Source organism: Streptomyces lucensis JCM 4490, assembly GCF_014650035.1.
Classification (GTDB): Bacteria; Actinomycetota; Actinomycetes; order Streptomycetales; family Streptomycetaceae; genus Streptomyces; species Streptomyces lucensis.
Map to the genome: position 1 here is coordinate 75,329 of NZ_BMUE01000019.1, position 15,535 is coordinate 90,863.

A 15,535-nucleotide genomic window follows, 5' to 3' on the forward strand; every position below is an offset into this window, starting at 1 on the left:
CAGGTACCGGAGTCAGTATCCGAGCAGACGGTCGTCTGTCGAAGATCCGGGCGCCTTTCAGGCGCCCGGAGGGCCCGCGCCCCTGGGGGCGCGGGGAACTGCGCGACCGGCCACGACCGGCCCGCAGCCGCAGTACGGCCCTCCTCGCGGAGCGCTCAGTACTGCTCGGTCTCCACGAAACCGGCGTCCGCGTCGTCGTCGGCACCGAACGCGTCGGCCGCGGCGGTCGGGTCGAATCCGGGCGGGCTGTCCTTCAGGGCCAGGCCCATGCCGGCCAGCTTCGCCTTGACCTCGTCGATGGACTTCGCACCGAAGTTGCGGATGTCCAGGAGGTCGGCCTCGGAGCGGGCGACGAGCTCACCCACGGAGTGGATGCCCTCACGCTTGAGGCAGTTGTAGGAGCGGACCGTGAGCTCCAGCTCCTCGATCGGCAGCGCGAGGTCGGCGGCCAGGGCGGCGTCCGTGGGGGACGGGCCCATGTCGATGCCCTCGGCGTCGATGTTCAGCTCGCGGGCGAGACCGAACAGCTCGACCAGCGTCTTGCCGGCGGAGGCCATGGCGTCACGCGGACGCATCGCCTGCTTGGTCTCGACGTCGACGATCAGCTTGTCGAAGTCGGTGCGCTGCTCGACACGCGTGGCCTCGACCTTGTACGTGACCTTCAGCACCGGCGAGTAGATGGAGTCGACCGGGATACGGCCGATCTCCTGGCCCAGCTGCTTGTTCTGCACGGCGGAGACGTAGCCGCGGCCGCGCTCGACGGTCAGCTCCATCTCCAGCTTGCCCTTGCCGTTGAGCGTGGCGAGGACCAGGTCGGGGTTGTGCACCTCGACACCGGCCGGGGGCGCGATGTCGGCGGCGGTGACCAGACCCGGGCCCTGCTTGCGCAGGTACATCACGACCGGCTCGTCGTGCTCCGAGGAGACGACCAGCTGCTTGATGTTGAGGATCAGGTCGGTGACGTCCTCCTTGACGCCCGGCACGGTGGTGAACTCGTGCAGCACGCCGTCGATGCGGATGCTGGTGACAGCGGCACCCGGGATCGAGGACAGGAGGGTACGGCGCAGGGAGTTGCCGAGGGTGTAGCCGAAGCCCGGCTCCAGCGGCTCGATCACGAACCGGGAGCGGAACTCGTCGACGACCTCTTCGGTCAACGAGGGACGCTGAGCGATCAGCATGTGTGGATCAGATCCTTCATTCGTGGACGCCCGCTATTTGACGCCCGACGGAATCCGCGCCCGGGAAAAGCGCGGGTACTGCAAGGGTACGGGCGGCACGGCCCGAAGGAGCCGTACCGCCCGAAGTCCGGAGCCGGACGAAGCAGCCGTGCGTCAGACGCGGCGGCGCTTCGGGGGACGGCAGCCGTTGTGCGGGGTCGGGGTGACGTCCTGGATGGAGCCGACCTCGAGGCCCGTGGCCTGCAGGGAGCGGATCGCGGTCTCACGACCGGAACCCGGGCCCTTGACGAACACGTCGACCTTGCGCATGCCGTGCTCCTGGGCGCGGCGGGCGGCCGACTCGGCGGCCATCTGCGCGGCGAACGGCGTGGACTTCCGGGAGCCCTTGAAGCCGACGTGGCCGGCGGAGGCCCAGGAGATCACGTTGCCGGACGGGTCCGTGATGGAGACGATCGTGTTGTTGAACGTGCTCTTGATGTGCGCGTGGCCGTGAGCGACGTTCTTCTTTTCCTTGCGGCGCACCTTCTTGGCAGCGCCCTGACGTCCCTTGGGGGGCATCTACTAACTCCTACGGGAGGTGGTCGGTCCTACAGCGAAGACCGTGGACAGGTGTCCGCTGCGGACTACTTCTTGCCCGGCTTCTTCTTGCCGGCGATGGCGCGACGCGGGCCCTTGCGGGTACGGGCGTTGGTGCTGGTGCGCTGACCGCGGACGGGCAGACCGCGACGGTGACGGAGACCCTGGTAGCAGCCGATCTCGACCTTGCGGCGGATGTCGGCCTGGATCTCGCGACGGAGGTCACCCTCGGTCTTGATGTTGTTGTCGACGTACTCGCGGATCGCGACCAGCTGCTCTTCGGTCAGGTCACGGACGCGAGTGTTCGGGTCGATGCCGGTCTCGGCCAGCGTCTGCTGGGAGAGGGTCCGGCCGATGCCGAACACGTAGGTGAGGGCGACCTCCACGCGCTTTTCGCGCGGGATGTCAACACCGGAAACGCGTGCCATTCAATGGCTCCTGGTGAATCTTCGGAGGTCTTCCGCAGAACCGGCTCCCAGCTCGCCGTACCAGGTACGAACCGGGTCCCCGGCCTCCGAACCGGGGGTGTCGAGCCCTGTACGGACTCGGGTCCTGCGTATGAACAAATTCAGCTTGCGTCGCGCGAATCTCTGCGATGGCAGAGGGATCGGTCGTGCGTCAGCCCTGGCGCTGCTTGTGGCGCGGGTTCTCGCAGATGACCATGACCCGACCGTGACGGCGGATCACCCTGCACTTGTCGCAGATCTTCTTGACGCTCGGCTTGACCTTCATGGGGTGAGGTTCTCCGGGTCAGTGCCATCGCTCCGGGTGACCCCGGGGCGCGGGCAAGATCTACTTGTACCGGTAGACGATCCGGCCACGCGTCAGGTCGTAAGGAGACAGCTCCACCACGACCCGGTCGTCAGGGAGGATGCGGATGTAGTGCATGCGCATCTTGCCGCTGATGTGTGCCAGGACCTGGTGGCCGTTCTGGAGCTCGACCTTGAACATGGCGTTCGGCAGAGACTCGACGACAGTGCCCTCGATCTCGATGGCACCTTGCTTCTTGGCCACGCTTCGCCCTTCGAATCGACTACCTTGATCGACTCCCTGACCTGCCCCGGGGGGCAGGTGCGAGCGCATGCGGACATGCGGGTGCACGAGAGCCGACGAGTCAGTCTACGTCGGCGCACCCGGAAAGGCGAATCGAGGAAGTCTGCCCCAAGAGGGTGATCGTCATGCGAGGGGGTCGGGCGCGGTCTGGATCCCGTACTCCGCGAGCTTGGCCCTGCCGCCGTCCGGGGCGGTCAGTACCAGCGGGCCCTGTTCCGTCAGCGCGACCGAGTGCTCCCAGTGGGAGGACCAGGTGCCGTCCGTGGTGATGACCGTCCAGTCGTCCGACAGGACCTCGGTGCGCGGGGTGCCGAGGGAGACCATCGGCTCGATCGCCAGGCAGAAGCCGGGCACCAGCTTGGGGCCCTTGCCGCGGCGGCGGTCGACGTAGTTCAGCAGGTGCGGGTCCATGTGCATCTCGGTGCCGATGCCGTGGCCGCCGTAGTCCTCGATGATGCCGTAGCGGCCGCCGCCGGGCTTGGGCTGGCGGCGGATGTACGTCTCGATGGCCCGGGAGACGTCGACGAGCCGGTTGCCCTGCTTCATGGCCGCGATGCCGGCCCACATCGACTCCTCGGTGACCCGGGACAGCTCGACCAGTTCCGGGGCGTGACCGGAGCCCACGAAGGCCGTGTAGGCGGCGTCGCCGTGCCAACCGTCGACGATCGCGCCGCAGTCGATGGAGATGATGTCGCCGTCCTTCAGGACGACGTCGTCGGACGGGATGCCGTGGACGACCACGTCGTTGACCGAGGTGCAGATGGTCGCCGGGAAACCGCCGTAGCCGAGGAAGTTCGACTTGGCGCCGTGCTCGGCGAGCACCTTGCGGGCGACCTCGTCCAGGTCCTTGGTGCTCGCACCCGGCACCGCCGCCTCCCGGGTGGCCGCGTGGATCGCGGCGACCACCAGCCCCGCCGCACGCATCTTCGCGATCTGCTCGGGGCTCTTGATCTGCACCATGGGGGGCCTGCGCTCTCCGTCACTCACGTCGGCTGGGTTACGAACACAACAGTACGGCCGCGGCGCCCGGGCGGGCACCGCGGCCGGAAGGACCGCGATCTACTTGTTCTCGGCCTTCTCCGCCTTCAGCGCCTCCAGCGCCCGCTCGGTGATCTCGTCCACCGGGCCCAGCGAGGAGATCGTGCGGACCAGGCCCTGCGACTTGTAGTAGTCGATGATCGGCTCGGTCTGCGTGTGGTAGACCTCAAGCCGCTTGCGGACGGTCTCCTCGGAGTCGTCGTCGCGCTGGTACAGCTCACCGCCGCAGACGTCGCAGACGCCCTCCTGCTTCGCCGGGCTGTACGTCACGTGGAAGACGTGCGACGAGTCGTTGCGGCAGATGCGCCGGCCGGCGATCCGCTTGACGACCTCCTCCTCCGGGACCTCCAGGTCCAGGACGGCGTCCAGCGTGATGGCCTCGCTCTGCAGCAGCCGGTCCAGCGCCTCCGCCTGCGAGACGTTCCGCGGGAAGCCGTCCAGCAGGAACCCGCCCTCGGCGTCCGGCTGCTCCATGCGGTCCTTGGCCATCGCGATGGTGACCTCGTCGGGCACCAGGTTGCCGGCGTCCATGTACGACTTCGCGAGCTTGCCCAGCTCCGTCTGCCGGCTGATGTTGGCGCGGAACAGGTCGCCCGTCGAGATGTGCGGGACGGCGAGCTTCTCGGCGAGTCGGACGGCCTGCGTTCCCTTGCCTGCACCCGGCGGTCCGACGAGGACGATACGCATCAGCGGAGGAACCCTTCGTAATTGCGCTGCTGGAGCTGGCTCTCGATCTGCTTCACCGTCTCCAGGCCGACACCCACGATGATGAGGATGCTGGTCCCACCGAACGGGAAGTTCTGGTTCGCGTCGAACCCGACCAACGCCATTGTCGGCACGAGAGCGATCAGCCCCAGATACAGCGAACCCGGCCAGGTGATCCGGTTGAGCACGTAGCTGAGGTACTCAGCGGTCGGTCGGCCAGCCCGGATGCCCGGGATGAAGCCACCATACTTCTTCATGTTGTCGGCGACTTCCTCGGGGTTGAAGGAGATCGCCACGTAGAAGAACGCGAAGAACACGATGAGCAAGAAGTACGTAACGATGTAAATCGGGTGGTTGCCCTTGGACAGGTTCTGCTCGATCCAGGTCTTCCAGCCCGAGTTGCTCCCCGAGAACTGCGCGATCAGCGCCGGGATGTAGAGCAGCGACGAGGCGAAGATGACGGGAATCACACCCGCCTGGTTCACCTTGAGGGGGATGTACGTGGACGTTCCGCCGTAGGAGCGGCGGCCGATCATGCGCTTCGCGTACTGCACCGGGATGCGGCGCTGGGCCTGCTCCACGAAGACCACGAGCGCGACCATGACCAGGCCCACCAGGACCACGGTGCCGAACTCGATCCAGCCGCCGGCCAGGCTGCCCTGCTTCTTGATGGCCCACAGCGCGGACGGGAACGTGGCGGCGATCGAGATGAACATCAGGATCGACATGCCGTTGCCGATGCCGCGGTCGGTGACCAGCTCACCGAGCCACATCACGACGGCCGTACCGGCGGTCATGCAGACGACCATCGTGATCGTCGTGAAGATCGCCTGGTCCGGGACGATGCTCGACGCCACGGAGCAGCCGTTGAACAGCGCGCCGCTGCGGGCGGTGGCGACCAGGCCGGTGCCCTGCAGGATGGCGAGCGCCACGGTCAGGTAGCGGGTGTACTGCGTGATCTTCGCCGTACCGGCCGAGCCCTCCTTCTTCAGGGCTTCCAGGCGCGGGATGACCACGGTCAGCAGCTGAAGGATGATGCTGGCCGTGATGTACGGCATGATGCCGAGCGCGAAGACCGTGATCTGCAGCAGCGCACCGCCGCTGAACATGTTGACGAGACCGAACAGGCCCTGGTTGGCCCCCGCCTCGGTCACACACTGCTGGACGGCCTTGTAGTTGACGCCGGGGATCGGGATGTGGGTACCGACCCGGTAGACCACGATGATGCCCAGCGTGAAGAGCAGCTTCTTGCGCAGGTCGGGCGTCCTGAACGCCCGGGCGAACGCGGTGAGCACGGTGCCTCCTGCGACCCCCGCGCAACTGCGTCAAGGGTGACGGTCTTGAGAGTCCGATAAGAACTACGACATAGATAACGGTCGACTGCCGCTCAGGGTGCCCCATGGGAAGCACCCGGTGAAAGTGGGCAGTGCAGGCCACCTTACCGGCGAGAGCACCACCCTTGGAACGACCGACCGGGGATACCCCTTTTGTGGAGTATCCCCGGTCGGGATCGTTCACGTCATCGAGAGACCTGAGGGGCTCAGACCAGCTCGGTGACCGTACCGCCGGCGGCGGTGATCTTCTCCTTGGCGGAGCCGGAGACGGCGTCGACCGTCACCTGCAGCGCCACGGAGACCTCGCCCTGGCCGAGGACCTTGACGAGGCTGTTCTTGCGAACGGCACCCTTGGCCACCAGACCCTCGACCGTGACCTCGCCACCCTCGGGGTAGAGCGCGGCCAGCTTGTCGAGGTTCACGACCTGGTACTCGGTCTTGAACGGGTTCTTGAAGCCCTTCAGCTTCGGGAGGCGCATGTGCAGCGGCATCTGGCCGCCCTCGAAGCGCTCCGGAACCTGGTAGCGGGCCTTGGTGCCCTTGGTACCACGACCGGCCGTCTTACCCTTCGACGCCTCACCACGACCGACACGGGTCTTGGCGGTCTTGGCGCCCGGGGCGGGACGGAGGTTGTGGATCTTGAGCGGGTTCTGCTCCGCCATGATCAGTCGACCTCCTCGACCGTCACGAGGTGGCGGACGGTGTGCACCATGCCGCGGAACTCGGGGCGGTCCTCCTTGACGACCTGCGTGTTGATGCCCTTGAGACCAAGGGAGCGCAGGGTGTCACGGTGGTTCTGCTTGCTGCCGATGTAGGACTTGACCTGCGTGATCTTGAGCTGCGCCATGATCACACCCCCGCCCCGGCACGCGCACGCAGCAGGGCCGCGGGGGCGACGTCCTCGAGCGGCAGGCCACGGCGGGCCGCGACCTCCTCGGGACGCTGCAGGCCCTTCAGGGCCTCCACGGTCGCGTGCACGATGTTGATCGCGTTGTCGGAGCCGAGCGACTTCGACAGGATGTCGTGGATACCGGCGCACTCGAGCACGGCACGCACCGGGCCACCGGCGATAACACCGGTACCGGGGGACGCGGGCTTGAGCAGCACGACGCCGGCAGCCTTCTCACCCTGGATCGGGTGCGGGATGGTGCCCTGGATACGGGGGACCTTGAAGAAGTGCTTCTTGGCCTCCTCAACACCCTTGGCGATGGCGGCCGGCACCTCCTTGGCCTTGCCGTAACCGACACCCACGGTGCCGTCACCGTCGCCCACCACGACCAGCGCGGTGAAGCTGAAGCGACGACCACCCTTCACAACCTTGGCGACGCGGTTGATCGCGACGACGCGCTCGACGTACGCGGTCTTCTCGGCGGCAGCAGCGCCGCCGTCACGGCCCTTCCGGTCCCGCCGCTCGCCGCCACCGGCACCGCCACCGCGGCGCTGGGGTCCAGCCATTGGAATTACCTCTCTCTGTTTCCGCTAGCTACGGCAGGCTCAGAACTTGAGCCCGGCTTCGCGGGCGGCGTCCGCCAGGGCGGCGATGCGCCCGGCGTACTGGTTGCCACCACGGTCGAACACGACAGCCTCGACACCGGCGGCCTTGGCACGCTCGGCGACCAGGGCGCCGACCTGCTTGGCCTGCGAGGACTTGTCGCCCTCGCCCCCGCGGACGGACGCGTCCAGGGTGGACGCGGACGCCAGGGTGTGGCCCTTGAGGTCGTCGATCACCTGCGCCACGATGTGGCGGTTGGAGCGGGTCACGACCAGACGCGGACGCTCCGCCGTACCGGAGATGCTCTTGCGAATCCGGATGTGGCGGCGCTTGATCGCGGCGCGCTTGTAGGCGTCGCCCTTGAGGATCTTCTGTCCGTATGCCATGGCTTACTTACCCGCCTTTCCGACCTTGCGGCGGATGACTTCGCCCTCGTACTTGACGCCCTTGGCCTTGTACGGGTCGGGCTTGCGCAGCTTGCGGATGTTGGCCGCAACCTCGCCGACCTTCTGCTTGTCGATGCCCTCGACCTGGAAGCGGGTCGGGGTCTCCACCTTGAAGGTGATGCCCTCGGGCGCCTCGACGACGATCGGGTGGCTGTAGCCGAGCGCGAACTCGAGGTTCGAGCCCTTGGCCGTCACGCGGTAACCGACACCGCTGATCTCGAGCTTCTTCACGTAACCCTGGGTCACGCCGGTGATCATGTTCGCCACCAGCGTGCGGGACAGGCCGTGGAGGGCCTTGTTCTGACGCTCGTCGTTCGGACGGGTGACGTTGAGCACGCCGTCCTCACCCTTGACGATGTCGATCGGCGCGACGACGGTGTGGGTCAGCGTGCCCTTGGGGCCCTTGACCGAGACCGTACGGCCGTCGATGGTGACGTCCACGCCGGCGGGAACCGTGATGGGGAGCTTGCCAATACGCGACATAGCTGTTTCCTCCGTTCCCTTCCGCTACCAGACGTAGGCGAGGACTTCCCCACCCACGCCCTTCTTGCCGGCCTGCTTGTCGGTGAGGAGCCCGTGCGACGTGGAGATGATCGCCACGCCGAGGCCGCCCAGCACCTTCGGCAGGTTGGTGGACTTCGCGTACACCCGGAGACCGGGCTTGGAGATCCGCTTGATGCCCGCGATGGAGCGCTCACGGTTCGGGCCGAACTTCAGCTCGAGGACGAGGTTCTTGCCGACCTCGGCGTCCTCGACCTTCCAGCCCGTGATGAAGCCCTCCTGCTGGAGGATCTCCGCGATGTGCGACTTGATCTTCGATGCCGGCATCGTCACGGAGTCGTGGTATGCCGAGTTCGCGTTCCGCAGACGCGTAAGCATGTCTGCGATCGGATCAGTCATGGTCATGAATTGGCCTTCGGCCTCTCTCGCCGGGGTTTCCTGGTGCGCCATCCCTCTCCCCGATCCGAGACGGGACGGGTGCGGCGCGGTGGACCTACGGCGTAGTAAGTCGTACGGGCGCGGCAGGCGCCCAACCCCACAAGCCTACGGCATGCGGAGAAGGGCCCCTGCCGACCCAGATGCTTACCGAGAGCTTCAGGAATCCCCTATTACAGGGATTACCAGGAGCTCTTGGTCACGCCCGGCAGCTCGCCACGGTGAGCCATCTCACGAAGGCACACGCGGCACAGGCCGAACTTGCGGTACACGGAGTGCGGGCGGCCACAACGCTGGCAGCGGGTGTAGCCACGCACGCCGAACTTGGGCTTGCGAGCAGCCTTAGCGATCAGAGCCTTCTTCGCCATCTCGCTCACGCCTCCTTGAACGGGAAGCCGAGGTGACGAAGGAGCGCGCGGCCCTCAGCGTCGTTGGTCGCCGTGGTCACCACGGTGATGTCCATACCCCGGGTGCGGTCGATCTTGTCCTGGTCGATCTCGTGGAACATGACCTGCTCCGTGAGACCGAAGGTGTAGTTGCCACGGCCGTCGAACTGCTTGGGGGACAGGCCGCGGAAGTCGCGGATGCGCGGCAGCGCGAGCGACAGGGTGCGGTCCAGGAACTCCCACATGCGGTCGCCACGGAGCGTGACGTGGGCACCGATCGGCTGGCCCTCACGCAGCTTGAACTGCGCGATGGACTTGCGGGCCTTGGTGACGGCCGGCTTCTGACCGGTGATGGTGGTCAGGTCGCGGATCGCGCCCTCGATCAGCTTCGAGTCACGGGCGGCGTCGCCGACACCCATGTTGACCACGATCTTGACGAGGCCGGGAACCTGCATGACGTTCTCGTACTTGAACTCGTCACGCAGCTTGCCCGCGATCTCCTCGCGGTACTTCGTCTTCAGACGCGGAGTGGTGGTGGTAGCCATCAGATGTCCTCACCCGTCCGCTTGGCAACGCGGATCTTGTTGCCCTCGTCGTCGAAGCGGTAACCGACACGCGTGACGACCTTCTGGCCGTCCTTCTCAACGACCAGCTGGACGTTGGAGACGTGGATCGGCGCCTCGGTCGTGACGATGCCGCCGGCCTGCGAACCGCTGGCGGTCGGACCGGCCTTGGTGTGCTTCTTGACCCGGTTGACACCCTCGACCAGGACGCGCTCATCGCGCGGGTAAGCGGCAATGACCTTGCCCTGCTTGCCCTTGTCCTTACCGGTGATGACCTGGACCAGGTCGCCCTTCTTGATCTTCATGCTTACAGCACCTCCGGCGCGAGCGAGATGATCTTCATGAACTTCTTCTCGCGCAGCTCACGGCCGACCGGGCCGAAGATACGGGTGCCGCGAGGGTCGCCGTCGTTCTTCAGAATGACGGCGGCGTTCTCGTCGAAGCGGATGTACGAGCCGTCCGGACGGCGGCGCTCCTTGACGGTGCGAACGATGACCGCCTTGACGACGTCACCCTTCTTCACGTTGCCACCGGGGATCGCGTCCTTGACGGTGGCGACGATGACGTCACCGATGCCCGCGTAGCGGCGACCGGAGCCACCGAGCACACGGATGCAAAGGATTTCCTTCGCACCAGTGTTGTCGGCGACGCGCAGTCGCGACTCCTGCTGGATCACGTCTATCTCCTGTTTGTCTGCCGGTTCCCGGCAGGGGCCTCAGTGACGAGCGCCCCTGCCGAGCCTGGCGGAACTGACCTGCGGGGTTTGCCCCGCAGGAATTACTTGGCCTTCTCGAGGATCTCGACGACGCGCCAGCGCTTCGTCGCGGACAGCGGCCGGGTCTCCATGAGGAGGACGCGGTCGCCGACACCCGCGGCGTTCTGCTCGTCGTGTGCCTTGAGCTTGTTGGTACGACGGATGACCTTGCCGTACAGCGCGTGCTTCACACGGTCCTCGACGGCGACGACGACGGTCTTGTCCATCTTGTCGCTGACGACCAGACCCTCACGGGTCTTACGGAAGCCACGGGCCTCAGTGTTCTCAGTCACGTTGCTCTCGCTCATCAGGCGCTCTCCACCGTCTCGATGCCCAGCTCGCGCTCACGCATCAGGGTGTAGATCCGCGCGATGTCCTTACGGACGGCCTTCAGCCGACCGTGGTTCTCGAGCTGACCGGTCGCCGCCTGGAAGCGGAGGTTGAACAGCTCTTCCTTGGCCTCGCGGAGCTTGCCCAGAAGCTCCTCGTTGCCCAGCTCGCGCAGCTCGGACGCCTTGGTACCGGCCGACATCACGCTTCACCTGCCTCGCGCTTGACGATCCGGCACTTCATCGGCAGCTTGTGGGCCGCACGAAGGAGCGCCTCACGGGCGATCTTCTCGTTGGGGTACGACAGCTCGAACATCACGCGTCCGGGCTTGACGTTGGCGATCCACCACTCCGGGGAACCCTTACCGGAACCCATGCGGGTCTCGGCAGGCTTCTTGGTGAGGGGACGGTCCGGGTAGATGTTGATCCAGACCTTGCCACCACGCTTGATGTGACGCGTCATGGCGATACGAGCGGCCTCGATCTGACGGTTCGTCACGTACGCCGGGGTGAGCGCCTGGATACCGTACTCGCCGAACGCAACCTGCGTGCCGCCCTTGGCAGCGCCGCTGCGCTTCGGGTGGTGCTGCTTGCGGTGCTTGACCCTACGGGGGATCAGCATTTCGGTCAGGCCTCCGTTCCGGTGCTCTCAGCCGGAGCGGCGGCGGGGGCCTCGGCCTTGGGGGCCTCGGCGCCGGCAGCCTGCTGCGGCTTGCGACCGCGCCGCTCGCCACCGCGGCCACCACGGGCCGGGCGGTCGGCACCGCCACGGGCCGGGCGGTTACCCGCACGGGCCGCAGCGTTCTCGGCGCGGACCTCGGCGATGTTCTTGACGTCGCCCTTGTAGATCCAGACCTTCACGCCGATGCGGCCGAAGGTCGTCTTGGCCTCGAAGAAGCCGTAGTCCACGTTCGCGCGGAGCGTGTGCAGGGGCACGCGGCCCTCGCGGTAGAACTCCGAGCGGGACATCTCGGCGCCGCCGAGGCGGCCACCGCACTGGATCTTGATGCCCTTGGCGCCGGCCTTCATGGCGGACTGCATGCTCTTGCGCATGGCCCGACGGAAGGAGACGCGGGAGGAGAGCTGCTCGGCGACGGCCTGGGCCACGAGCTGAGCGTCGGTCTCGGGGTTCTTGACCTCGAGGATGTTCAGCTGGACCTGCTTGCCCGTGAGCTTCTCGAGGTCACCGCGGATGCGGTCGGCCTCGGCGCCACGGCGGCCGATGACGATGCCCGGACGAGCGGTGTGGATGTCCACACGCACGCGGTCACGGGTGCGCTCGATCTCAACCTTCGAGATGCCGGCGCGCTCCATGCCGGACGTCATCATCCGACGGATGGCGACGTCTTCCTTGACGTAGTCCTTGTACAGCTTGTCGGCGTACCAACGCGACTTGAAGTCGGTCGTGACACCGAGCCGGAACCCGTGCGGGTTTACCTTCTGGCCCATTACCGGGTTCCTTCCTTGCTGCTGACGACCACGGTGATGTGGCTGGTCCGCTTGCGGATCCGGTAGGCACGGCCCTGGGCACGCGGACGGAACCGCTTCAGGGTCGGGCCCTCGTCGACGTACGCCTCGGAGATGAAGAGGCTGTCGGCGTCGGTGTGGTCGTAGTTGTGCGCGGCGTTGGCGATGGCGCTGTCGAGCACCTTGCCGACGGGCACTGAGGCGGCCTGCGGAGCGAATCGCAGGACCGCCTGAGCCTCCGTGGCGTCCATGCCACGGATAAGGTCCACCACGCGGCGGGCCTTCATGGGCGTAACGCGGATGTACCGCGCCTGGGCCCTGGCTTCCATGGTTGTCCCTCTCAGTTACTTACGTGTCTGAATGCGATCCGCGATTAGCGGCGCTTCGACTTCCGGTCGTCCTTGACGTGACCCCGGAAGGTGCGCGTCGGCGAGAACTCGCCGAGCTTGTGGCCGACCATCGACTCGGTGACGAACACCGGGATGTGGGTCTTGCCGTTGTGCACCGCGAGCGTGTGGCCCAGCATGGCCGGGACGATCATGGAGCGACGGGACCAGGTCTTGATGACGTTCTTGGTGCCGGCTTCGTTCTGGGCGTCCACCTTCTTGATCAGGTGGTCGTCGACGAAGGGCCCCTTCTTCAGGCTACGAGGCATCTCAACCCGTCCTTAGCGCTTCTTGTTCGTCTTGCGGCGGCGGACGATGTACTTGTTCGACGCCTTCTTGGGCGAACGAGTACGGCCTTCCTTCTTGCCCCACGGGGACACGGGGTGACGACCACCGGAGGTCCGGCCCTCACCACCACCGTGCGGGTGGTCAACCGGGTTCATGACGACACCACGGACGGTCGGGCGAACGCCCAGCCACCGCTTACGGCCGGCCTTACCCCAGTTGATGTTGCTCTGCTCGGCGTTGCCGACCTCGCCGATGGTGGCGCGGCAGCGGACGTCGACCAGGCGGATCTCACCGGACGGCATGCGGAGGTGGGCCATCGAGCCCTCCTTCGCGAGCAGCTGCACGGAGGCACCGGCGGAGCGGGCGAACTTGGCACCGCCACCGGGACGGAGCTCGATCGCGTGGATCGTGGTACCGACCGGGATGTTGCGGAGCGCCAGGTTGTTGCCCGGCTTGATGTCGGCCCCGGGACCGTTCTCGACGCGGTCACCCTGCTGCAGGTTGCGCGGGGCGAGGATGTAGCGCTTCTCGCCGTCGGCGTAGTGCAGCAGCGCGATGCGCGCGGTGCGGTTGGGGTCGTACTCGATGTGCGCGACCTTCGCCGGCACGCCGTCCTTGTCGTGACGACGGAAGTCGATCACGCGGTAGGCGCGCTTGTGTCCGCCACCCTGGTGGCGAACGGTCACACGACCGGCGTTGTTACGGCCGCCCTTGCTGTGCAGGGGGCGGACCAGCGACTTCTCCGGCGTGGACCGCGTGACCTCGACGAAGTCGGCGACGCTGGCGCCACGACGGCCCGGCGTAGTCGGCTTGTACTTGCGGATTCCCATTTCTCAGTCCTCGTCCGATATCGGACGATCCGACCCGCTTACGCGGTCGGACCGCCGAAGATGTCGATACGGTCGCCCTCGGCGAGGGTCACGATCGCGCGCTTGCTGCCGGCACGCTGACCGAAACCGGTCTTCGTGCGCTTGCGCTTGCCCTGGCGGTTGATCGTGTTGACCCCGGTGACCTTGACGTCGAAGACCGCCTGGACGGCCTGCTTGATCTGGGTCTTGTTGGCGTTCGGGTCGACGATGAACGTGTACTTGTTCTCGTCGAGGAGCGCGTAGCTCTTCTCGGAGACGACCGGCTTCAGCAGGACGTCACGGGGGTCCGTGTACGACTTGCTCAGCGGGGTCTCGACGGTGTTCTTGCCCTCGGTGGCGTGGCGACGCGCCTTGGCGACGCGCGCGGCCTTGGCGGCCTTGGCGGCCTTCGAGGCAATGCTCGGGTGACGCGTAGCCATCAGGCCTCGCTCCCTTCGGTGTCAGCGGCCTTGGGGCCAGACACGAAGGACTCGAAAGCGGCCTGGGTGAAGACCACGTCGTCCGAGACGAGAACGTCGTACGTGTTCAGCTGGCCCGGCTCCAGGATGTGGACCTGGGGCAGGTTGCGGGCGGACAGCCACGCGGCCTCGTCGGCGCGCTCGACGACCAGGAGCAGGTTCTTGCGCTCCGAGATCTTGCCGAACAGGCTCTTCGCGGCCTTGGTGGACGGGTTCGCACCCTCGACCACGCCGGAGACGACGTGGATGCGGTTGTGACGCGCCCGGTCGGTGAGGGCACCGCGCAGGGCGGCGGCCTTCATCTTCTTCGGGGTGCGCTGCGAGTAGTCACGCGGCACGGGACCGTGCACGACGCCACCACCGGCGAACTGCGGCGCGCGGGTCGAGCCCTGACGGGCGCGGCCGGTGCCCTTCTGGCGGTACGGCTTCTTGCCGCCACCACGGACCTCGCCACGGGTCTTCGTCTTGTGCGTGCCCTGACGGGCAGCGGCCAGCTGCGCGACGACGACCTGGTGGATCAGCGGAACGCTGACCTTGGCGTCGAAGATCTCCGCGGGGAGCTCGACGGAACCGGCCTTGTCGCCCGCCGGCGAAAGGATGTCAACAGTGCTCATCGGTTACCTCAGGCCCCCTTGGCCGCGGTGCGGACCAGGACGAGGCCGCCGTTCGGACCGGGAACCGCGCCCTTGATGAGCAGCAGACCCTTCTCCGCGTCAACGGCGTGGACGGTCAGGTTCTGGGTGGTGACCCGCTCGTTGCCCATGCGACCCGCCATGCGGAGGCCCTTGAACACGCGGCCCGGGGTGGCGCAGCCACCGATGGAACCGGGCGAGCGGTGCTTGCGCTGGGTGCCGTGTCCGGCGCCGAGGCCCTTGAAGTTGTGACGCTTCATGACACCGGCGAAGCCCTTGCCCTTGCTCTTGCCGGTGACGTCGACCTTGATACCGGCCTCGAACACCTCAGCGGTGATCTCCTGGCCGAGCGTGTACTCGGAGGCGTCCGCGGTGCGGATCTCGACGAGGTGACGACGCGGGGTGACGTCGGCCTTGGCGAAGTGGCCCTTGAGGGGCTTGTTCACCTTGCGCGGGTCGATCTCGCCGAAGGCGATCTGGACCGACTCGTAGCCGTCGACATCGTTCGTACGAACCTGGGTGACGACGTTGGGGCCGGCCTTGACGACGGTGACCGGAACAACACGGTTGTTCTCGTCCCACACCTGCGTCATGCCGAGCTTCTCGCCCAGGATGCCCTTGATCTGCTTAGCCATCTCTCAGATC

28 protein-coding genes are annotated in these 15,535 nt (G+C 66.7%); all 28 read right to left on the reverse strand.

From position 1 onward, the window contains the following. Positions 1-155: 155 nt before the first annotated feature. A complete protein-coding gene (locus IE177_RS30755) occupies positions 156-1,178 on the reverse strand; it encodes a DNA-directed RNA polymerase subunit alpha (protein WP_069171149.1) in 1,023 nt (340 codons plus the stop codon). Between the two features lie 153 nt (positions 1,179-1,331). Then, positions 1,332-1,736, reverse strand: coding sequence for a 30S ribosomal protein S11 (rpsK, locus tag IE177_RS30760; protein WP_003956432.1), 405 nt, complete (start codon positions 1,734-1,736; stop codon positions 1,332-1,334). Positions 1,737-1,801: 65 nt separating this feature from the next. Beyond that, positions 1,802-2,182 carry a 30S ribosomal protein S13 gene (gene rpsM, locus IE177_RS30765; RefSeq protein WP_031167100.1) on the reverse strand — a complete coding sequence of 127 codons (381 nt, stop codon included), beginning with the start codon at positions 2,180-2,182 and terminating at the stop codon, positions 1,802-1,804. Between the two features lie 190 nt (positions 2,183-2,372). After that, a complete protein-coding gene (gene rpmJ, locus IE177_RS30770; protein WP_003998809.1) occupies positions 2,373-2,486 on the reverse strand; it encodes a 50S ribosomal protein L36 in 114 nt (37 codons plus the stop codon). A gap of 60 nt (positions 2,487-2,546) precedes the next feature. Next, positions 2,547-2,768, reverse strand: a complete 222-nt coding sequence (gene infA, locus IE177_RS30775; RefSeq protein ID WP_003948620.1) for a translation initiation factor IF-1 — start codon at positions 2,766-2,768, stop codon at positions 2,547-2,549. A gap of 162 nt (positions 2,769-2,930) precedes the next feature. After that, positions 2,931-3,767, reverse strand: a complete 837-nt coding sequence (gene map, locus IE177_RS30780; RefSeq protein ID WP_190018797.1) for a type I methionyl aminopeptidase — start codon at positions 3,765-3,767, stop codon at positions 2,931-2,933. 99 nt (positions 3,768-3,866) lie between these two features. After that, positions 3,867-4,532: an adenylate kinase gene (locus tag IE177_RS30785; RefSeq protein ID WP_190018754.1), complete on the reverse strand. Its 666-nt coding sequence runs from the start codon at positions 4,530-4,532 to the stop codon at positions 3,867-3,869. Beyond that, positions 4,532-5,845: a preprotein translocase subunit SecY gene (gene secY / locus IE177_RS30790; RefSeq protein WP_190018755.1), complete on the reverse strand. Its 1,314-nt coding sequence runs from the start codon at positions 5,843-5,845 to the stop codon at positions 4,532-4,534. Before secY ends, IE177_RS30785 begins: the two co-directional genes overlap by 1 nt. A gap of 245 nt (positions 5,846-6,090) precedes the next feature. Further along, complete coding sequence (gene rplO / locus IE177_RS30795; protein ID WP_030745257.1) at positions 6,091-6,546, reverse strand: 50S ribosomal protein L15; 456 nt, start codon at positions 6,544-6,546, stop codon at positions 6,091-6,093. Between the two features lie 2 nt (positions 6,547-6,548). Further along, entirely contained in the window at positions 6,549-6,731 is a 183-nt protein-coding gene (gene rpmD / locus IE177_RS30800) for a 50S ribosomal protein L30 (protein ID WP_003974250.1), read from the reverse strand. 2 nt (positions 6,732-6,733) lie between these two features. Next, a complete protein-coding gene (gene rpsE / locus IE177_RS30805) occupies positions 6,734-7,339 on the reverse strand; it encodes a 30S ribosomal protein S5 (protein ID WP_190018756.1) in 606 nt (201 codons plus the stop codon). A 39-nt stretch (positions 7,340-7,378) separates the two neighbouring features. Next, positions 7,379-7,762 carry a 50S ribosomal protein L18 gene (gene rplR / locus IE177_RS30810; protein ID WP_190018757.1) on the reverse strand — a complete coding sequence of 128 codons (384 nt, stop codon included), beginning with the start codon at positions 7,760-7,762 and terminating at the stop codon, positions 7,379-7,381. 3 nt (positions 7,763-7,765) lie between these two features. Next, a complete protein-coding gene (gene rplF / locus IE177_RS30815) occupies positions 7,766-8,305 on the reverse strand; it encodes a 50S ribosomal protein L6 (RefSeq protein ID WP_067299853.1) in 540 nt (179 codons plus the stop codon). A gap of 24 nt (positions 8,306-8,329) precedes the next feature. Further along, positions 8,330-8,728: a 30S ribosomal protein S8 gene (gene rpsH / locus IE177_RS30820; RefSeq protein WP_007384075.1), complete on the reverse strand. Its 399-nt coding sequence runs from the start codon at positions 8,726-8,728 to the stop codon at positions 8,330-8,332. Positions 8,729-8,940: 212 nt separating this feature from the next. Then, a complete protein-coding gene (locus IE177_RS30825) occupies positions 8,941-9,126 on the reverse strand; it encodes a type Z 30S ribosomal protein S14 (RefSeq protein ID WP_003948630.1) in 186 nt (61 codons plus the stop codon). Between the two features lie 5 nt (positions 9,127-9,131). Beyond that, on the reverse strand, positions 9,132-9,689 hold the full coding sequence (gene rplE / locus IE177_RS30830) for a 50S ribosomal protein L5 (protein WP_015658460.1): 558 nt from the start codon (positions 9,687-9,689) through the stop codon (positions 9,132-9,134). Next, positions 9,689-10,012 carry a 50S ribosomal protein L24 gene (rplX, locus tag IE177_RS30835; protein ID WP_133043289.1) on the reverse strand — a complete coding sequence of 108 codons (324 nt, stop codon included), beginning with the start codon at positions 10,010-10,012 and terminating at the stop codon, positions 9,689-9,691. Before rplX ends, rplE begins: the two co-directional genes overlap by 1 nt. Positions 10,013-10,014: 2 nt before the next feature. After that, complete coding sequence (rplN, locus tag IE177_RS30840; protein WP_003998823.1) at positions 10,015-10,383, reverse strand: 50S ribosomal protein L14; 369 nt, start codon at positions 10,381-10,383, stop codon at positions 10,015-10,017. 101 nt (positions 10,384-10,484) lie between these two features. Continuing rightward, positions 10,485-10,769 (reverse strand): 30S ribosomal protein S17, encoded by a 285-nt coding sequence (gene rpsQ / locus IE177_RS30845; protein WP_014674375.1) that lies wholly within the window; start codon positions 10,767-10,769, stop codon positions 10,485-10,487. Continuing rightward, a complete protein-coding gene (gene rpmC / locus IE177_RS30850) occupies positions 10,769-10,993 on the reverse strand; it encodes a 50S ribosomal protein L29 (RefSeq protein ID WP_030174543.1) in 225 nt (74 codons plus the stop codon). The genes rpsQ and rpmC overlap by 1 nt, the downstream gene beginning before the upstream one ends. After that, on the reverse strand, positions 10,993-11,412 hold the full coding sequence (gene rplP / locus IE177_RS30855; protein WP_143627890.1) for a 50S ribosomal protein L16: 420 nt from the start codon (positions 11,410-11,412) through the stop codon (positions 10,993-10,995). The genes rpmC and rplP overlap by 1 nt, the downstream gene beginning before the upstream one ends. Positions 11,413-11,417: 5 nt before the next feature. After that, a complete protein-coding gene (gene rpsC / locus IE177_RS30860; protein WP_014674374.1) occupies positions 11,418-12,239 on the reverse strand; it encodes a 30S ribosomal protein S3 in 822 nt (273 codons plus the stop codon). Continuing rightward, on the reverse strand, positions 12,239-12,586 hold the full coding sequence (gene rplV / locus IE177_RS30865) for a 50S ribosomal protein L22 (RefSeq protein ID WP_003974262.1): 348 nt from the start codon (positions 12,584-12,586) through the stop codon (positions 12,239-12,241). The genes rpsC and rplV overlap by 1 nt, the downstream gene beginning before the upstream one ends. A gap of 44 nt (positions 12,587-12,630) precedes the next feature. Beyond that, a complete protein-coding gene (gene rpsS / locus IE177_RS30870; protein WP_003992359.1) occupies positions 12,631-12,912 on the reverse strand; it encodes a 30S ribosomal protein S19 in 282 nt (93 codons plus the stop codon). A gap of 12 nt (positions 12,913-12,924) precedes the next feature. Further along, the gene (gene rplB / locus IE177_RS30875; RefSeq protein WP_031167077.1) at positions 12,925-13,761 is read right to left on the reverse strand and encodes a 50S ribosomal protein L2; all 837 of its coding nucleotides are present in this window, start codon (positions 13,759-13,761) and stop codon (positions 12,925-12,927) included. 38 nt (positions 13,762-13,799) lie between these two features. After that, positions 13,800-14,219 (reverse strand): 50S ribosomal protein L23, encoded by a 420-nt coding sequence (gene rplW / locus IE177_RS30880; protein ID WP_190018758.1) that lies wholly within the window; start codon positions 14,217-14,219, stop codon positions 13,800-13,802. Then, positions 14,219-14,872: a 50S ribosomal protein L4 gene (gene rplD, locus IE177_RS30885; RefSeq protein ID WP_190018759.1), complete on the reverse strand. Its 654-nt coding sequence runs from the start codon at positions 14,870-14,872 to the stop codon at positions 14,219-14,221. Before rplD ends, rplW begins: the two co-directional genes overlap by 1 nt. A gap of 8 nt (positions 14,873-14,880) precedes the next feature. Then, a complete protein-coding gene (gene rplC / locus IE177_RS30890) occupies positions 14,881-15,525 on the reverse strand; it encodes a 50S ribosomal protein L3 (RefSeq protein WP_020135811.1) in 645 nt (214 codons plus the stop codon). Between the last annotated feature and the right edge of the window lie 10 nt (positions 15,526-15,535).

Coding starts and splice junctions, on each gene's coding strand:
- rpmC (WP_030174543.1), bottom strand. CDS start 10,993: ATGTCGGCCGGTACCAAGGCGTCCGAGCTGCGCGAGCTGGGCAACGAG.
- rpsS (WP_003992359.1), bottom strand. CDS start 12,912: ATGCCTCGTAGCCTGAAGAAGGGGCCCTTCGTCGACGACCACCTGATC.
- rpsC (WP_014674374.1), bottom strand. CDS start 12,239: ATGGGCCAGAAGGTAAACCCGCACGGGTTCCGGCTCGGTGTCACGACC.
- IE177_RS30755 (WP_069171149.1), bottom strand. CDS start 1,178: ATGCTGATCGCTCAGCGTCCCTCGTTGACCGAAGAGGTCGTCGACGAG.
- IE177_RS30825 (WP_003948630.1), bottom strand. CDS start 9,126: ATGGCGAAGAAGGCTCTGATCGCTAAGGCTGCTCGCAAGCCCAAGTTC.
- IE177_RS30785 (WP_190018754.1), bottom strand. CDS start 4,532: ATGCGTATCGTCCTCGTCGGACCGCCGGGTGCAGGCAAGGGAACGCAG.
- rplP (WP_143627890.1), bottom strand. CDS start 11,412: ATGCTGATCCCCCGTAGGGTCAAGCACCGCAAGCAGCACCACCCGAAG.
- rplB (WP_031167077.1), bottom strand. CDS start 13,761: ATGGGAATCCGCAAGTACAAGCCGACTACGCCGGGCCGTCGTGGCGCC.
- map (WP_190018797.1), bottom strand. CDS start 3,767: ATGGTGCAGATCAAGAGCCCCGAGCAGATCGCGAAGATGCGTGCGGCG.
- rpsK (WP_003956432.1), bottom strand. CDS start 1,736: ATGCCCCCCAAGGGACGTCAGGGCGCTGCCAAGAAGGTGCGCCGCAAG.
- rplD (WP_190018759.1), bottom strand. CDS start 14,872: ATGAGCACTGTTGACATCCTTTCGCCGGCGGGCGACAAGGCCGGTTCC.
- rplF (WP_067299853.1), bottom strand. CDS start 8,305: ATGTCGCGTATTGGCAAGCTCCCCATCACGGTTCCCGCCGGCGTGGAC.
- rplX (WP_133043289.1), bottom strand. CDS start 10,012: ATGAAGATCAAGAAGGGCGACCTGGTCCAGGTCATCACCGGTAAGGAC.
- rpmD (WP_003974250.1), bottom strand. CDS start 6,731: ATGGCGCAGCTCAAGATCACGCAGGTCAAGTCCTACATCGGCAGCAAG.
- rplW (WP_190018758.1), bottom strand. CDS start 14,219: ATGGCTACGCGTCACCCGAGCATTGCCTCGAAGGCCGCCAAGGCCGCC.
- rplO (WP_030745257.1), bottom strand. CDS start 6,546: ATGGCGGAGCAGAACCCGCTCAAGATCCACAACCTCCGTCCCGCCCCG.
- rpsM (WP_031167100.1), bottom strand. CDS start 2,182: ATGGCACGCGTTTCCGGTGTTGACATCCCGCGCGAAAAGCGCGTGGAG.
- rplV (WP_003974262.1), bottom strand. CDS start 12,586: ATGGAAGCCAGGGCCCAGGCGCGGTACATCCGCGTTACGCCCATGAAG.
- rpsE (WP_190018756.1), bottom strand. CDS start 7,339: ATGGCTGGACCCCAGCGCCGCGGTGGCGGTGCCGGTGGCGGCGAGCGG.
- rplR (WP_190018757.1), bottom strand. CDS start 7,762: ATGGCATACGGACAGAAGATCCTCAAGGGCGACGCCTACAAGCGCGCC.
- rpmJ (WP_003998809.1), bottom strand. CDS start 2,486: ATGAAGGTCAAGCCGAGCGTCAAGAAGATCTGCGACAAGTGCAGGGTG.
- rplC (WP_020135811.1), bottom strand. CDS start 15,525: ATGGCTAAGCAGATCAAGGGCATCCTGGGCGAGAAGCTCGGCATGACG.
- rpsQ (WP_014674375.1), bottom strand. CDS start 10,769: ATGAGCGAGAGCAACGTGACTGAGAACACTGAGGCCCGTGGCTTCCGT.
- rpsH (WP_007384075.1), bottom strand. CDS start 8,728: ATGACCATGACTGATCCGATCGCAGACATGCTTACGCGTCTGCGGAAC.
- rplE (WP_015658460.1), bottom strand. CDS start 9,689: ATGGCTACCACCACCACTCCGCGTCTGAAGACGAAGTACCGCGAGGAG.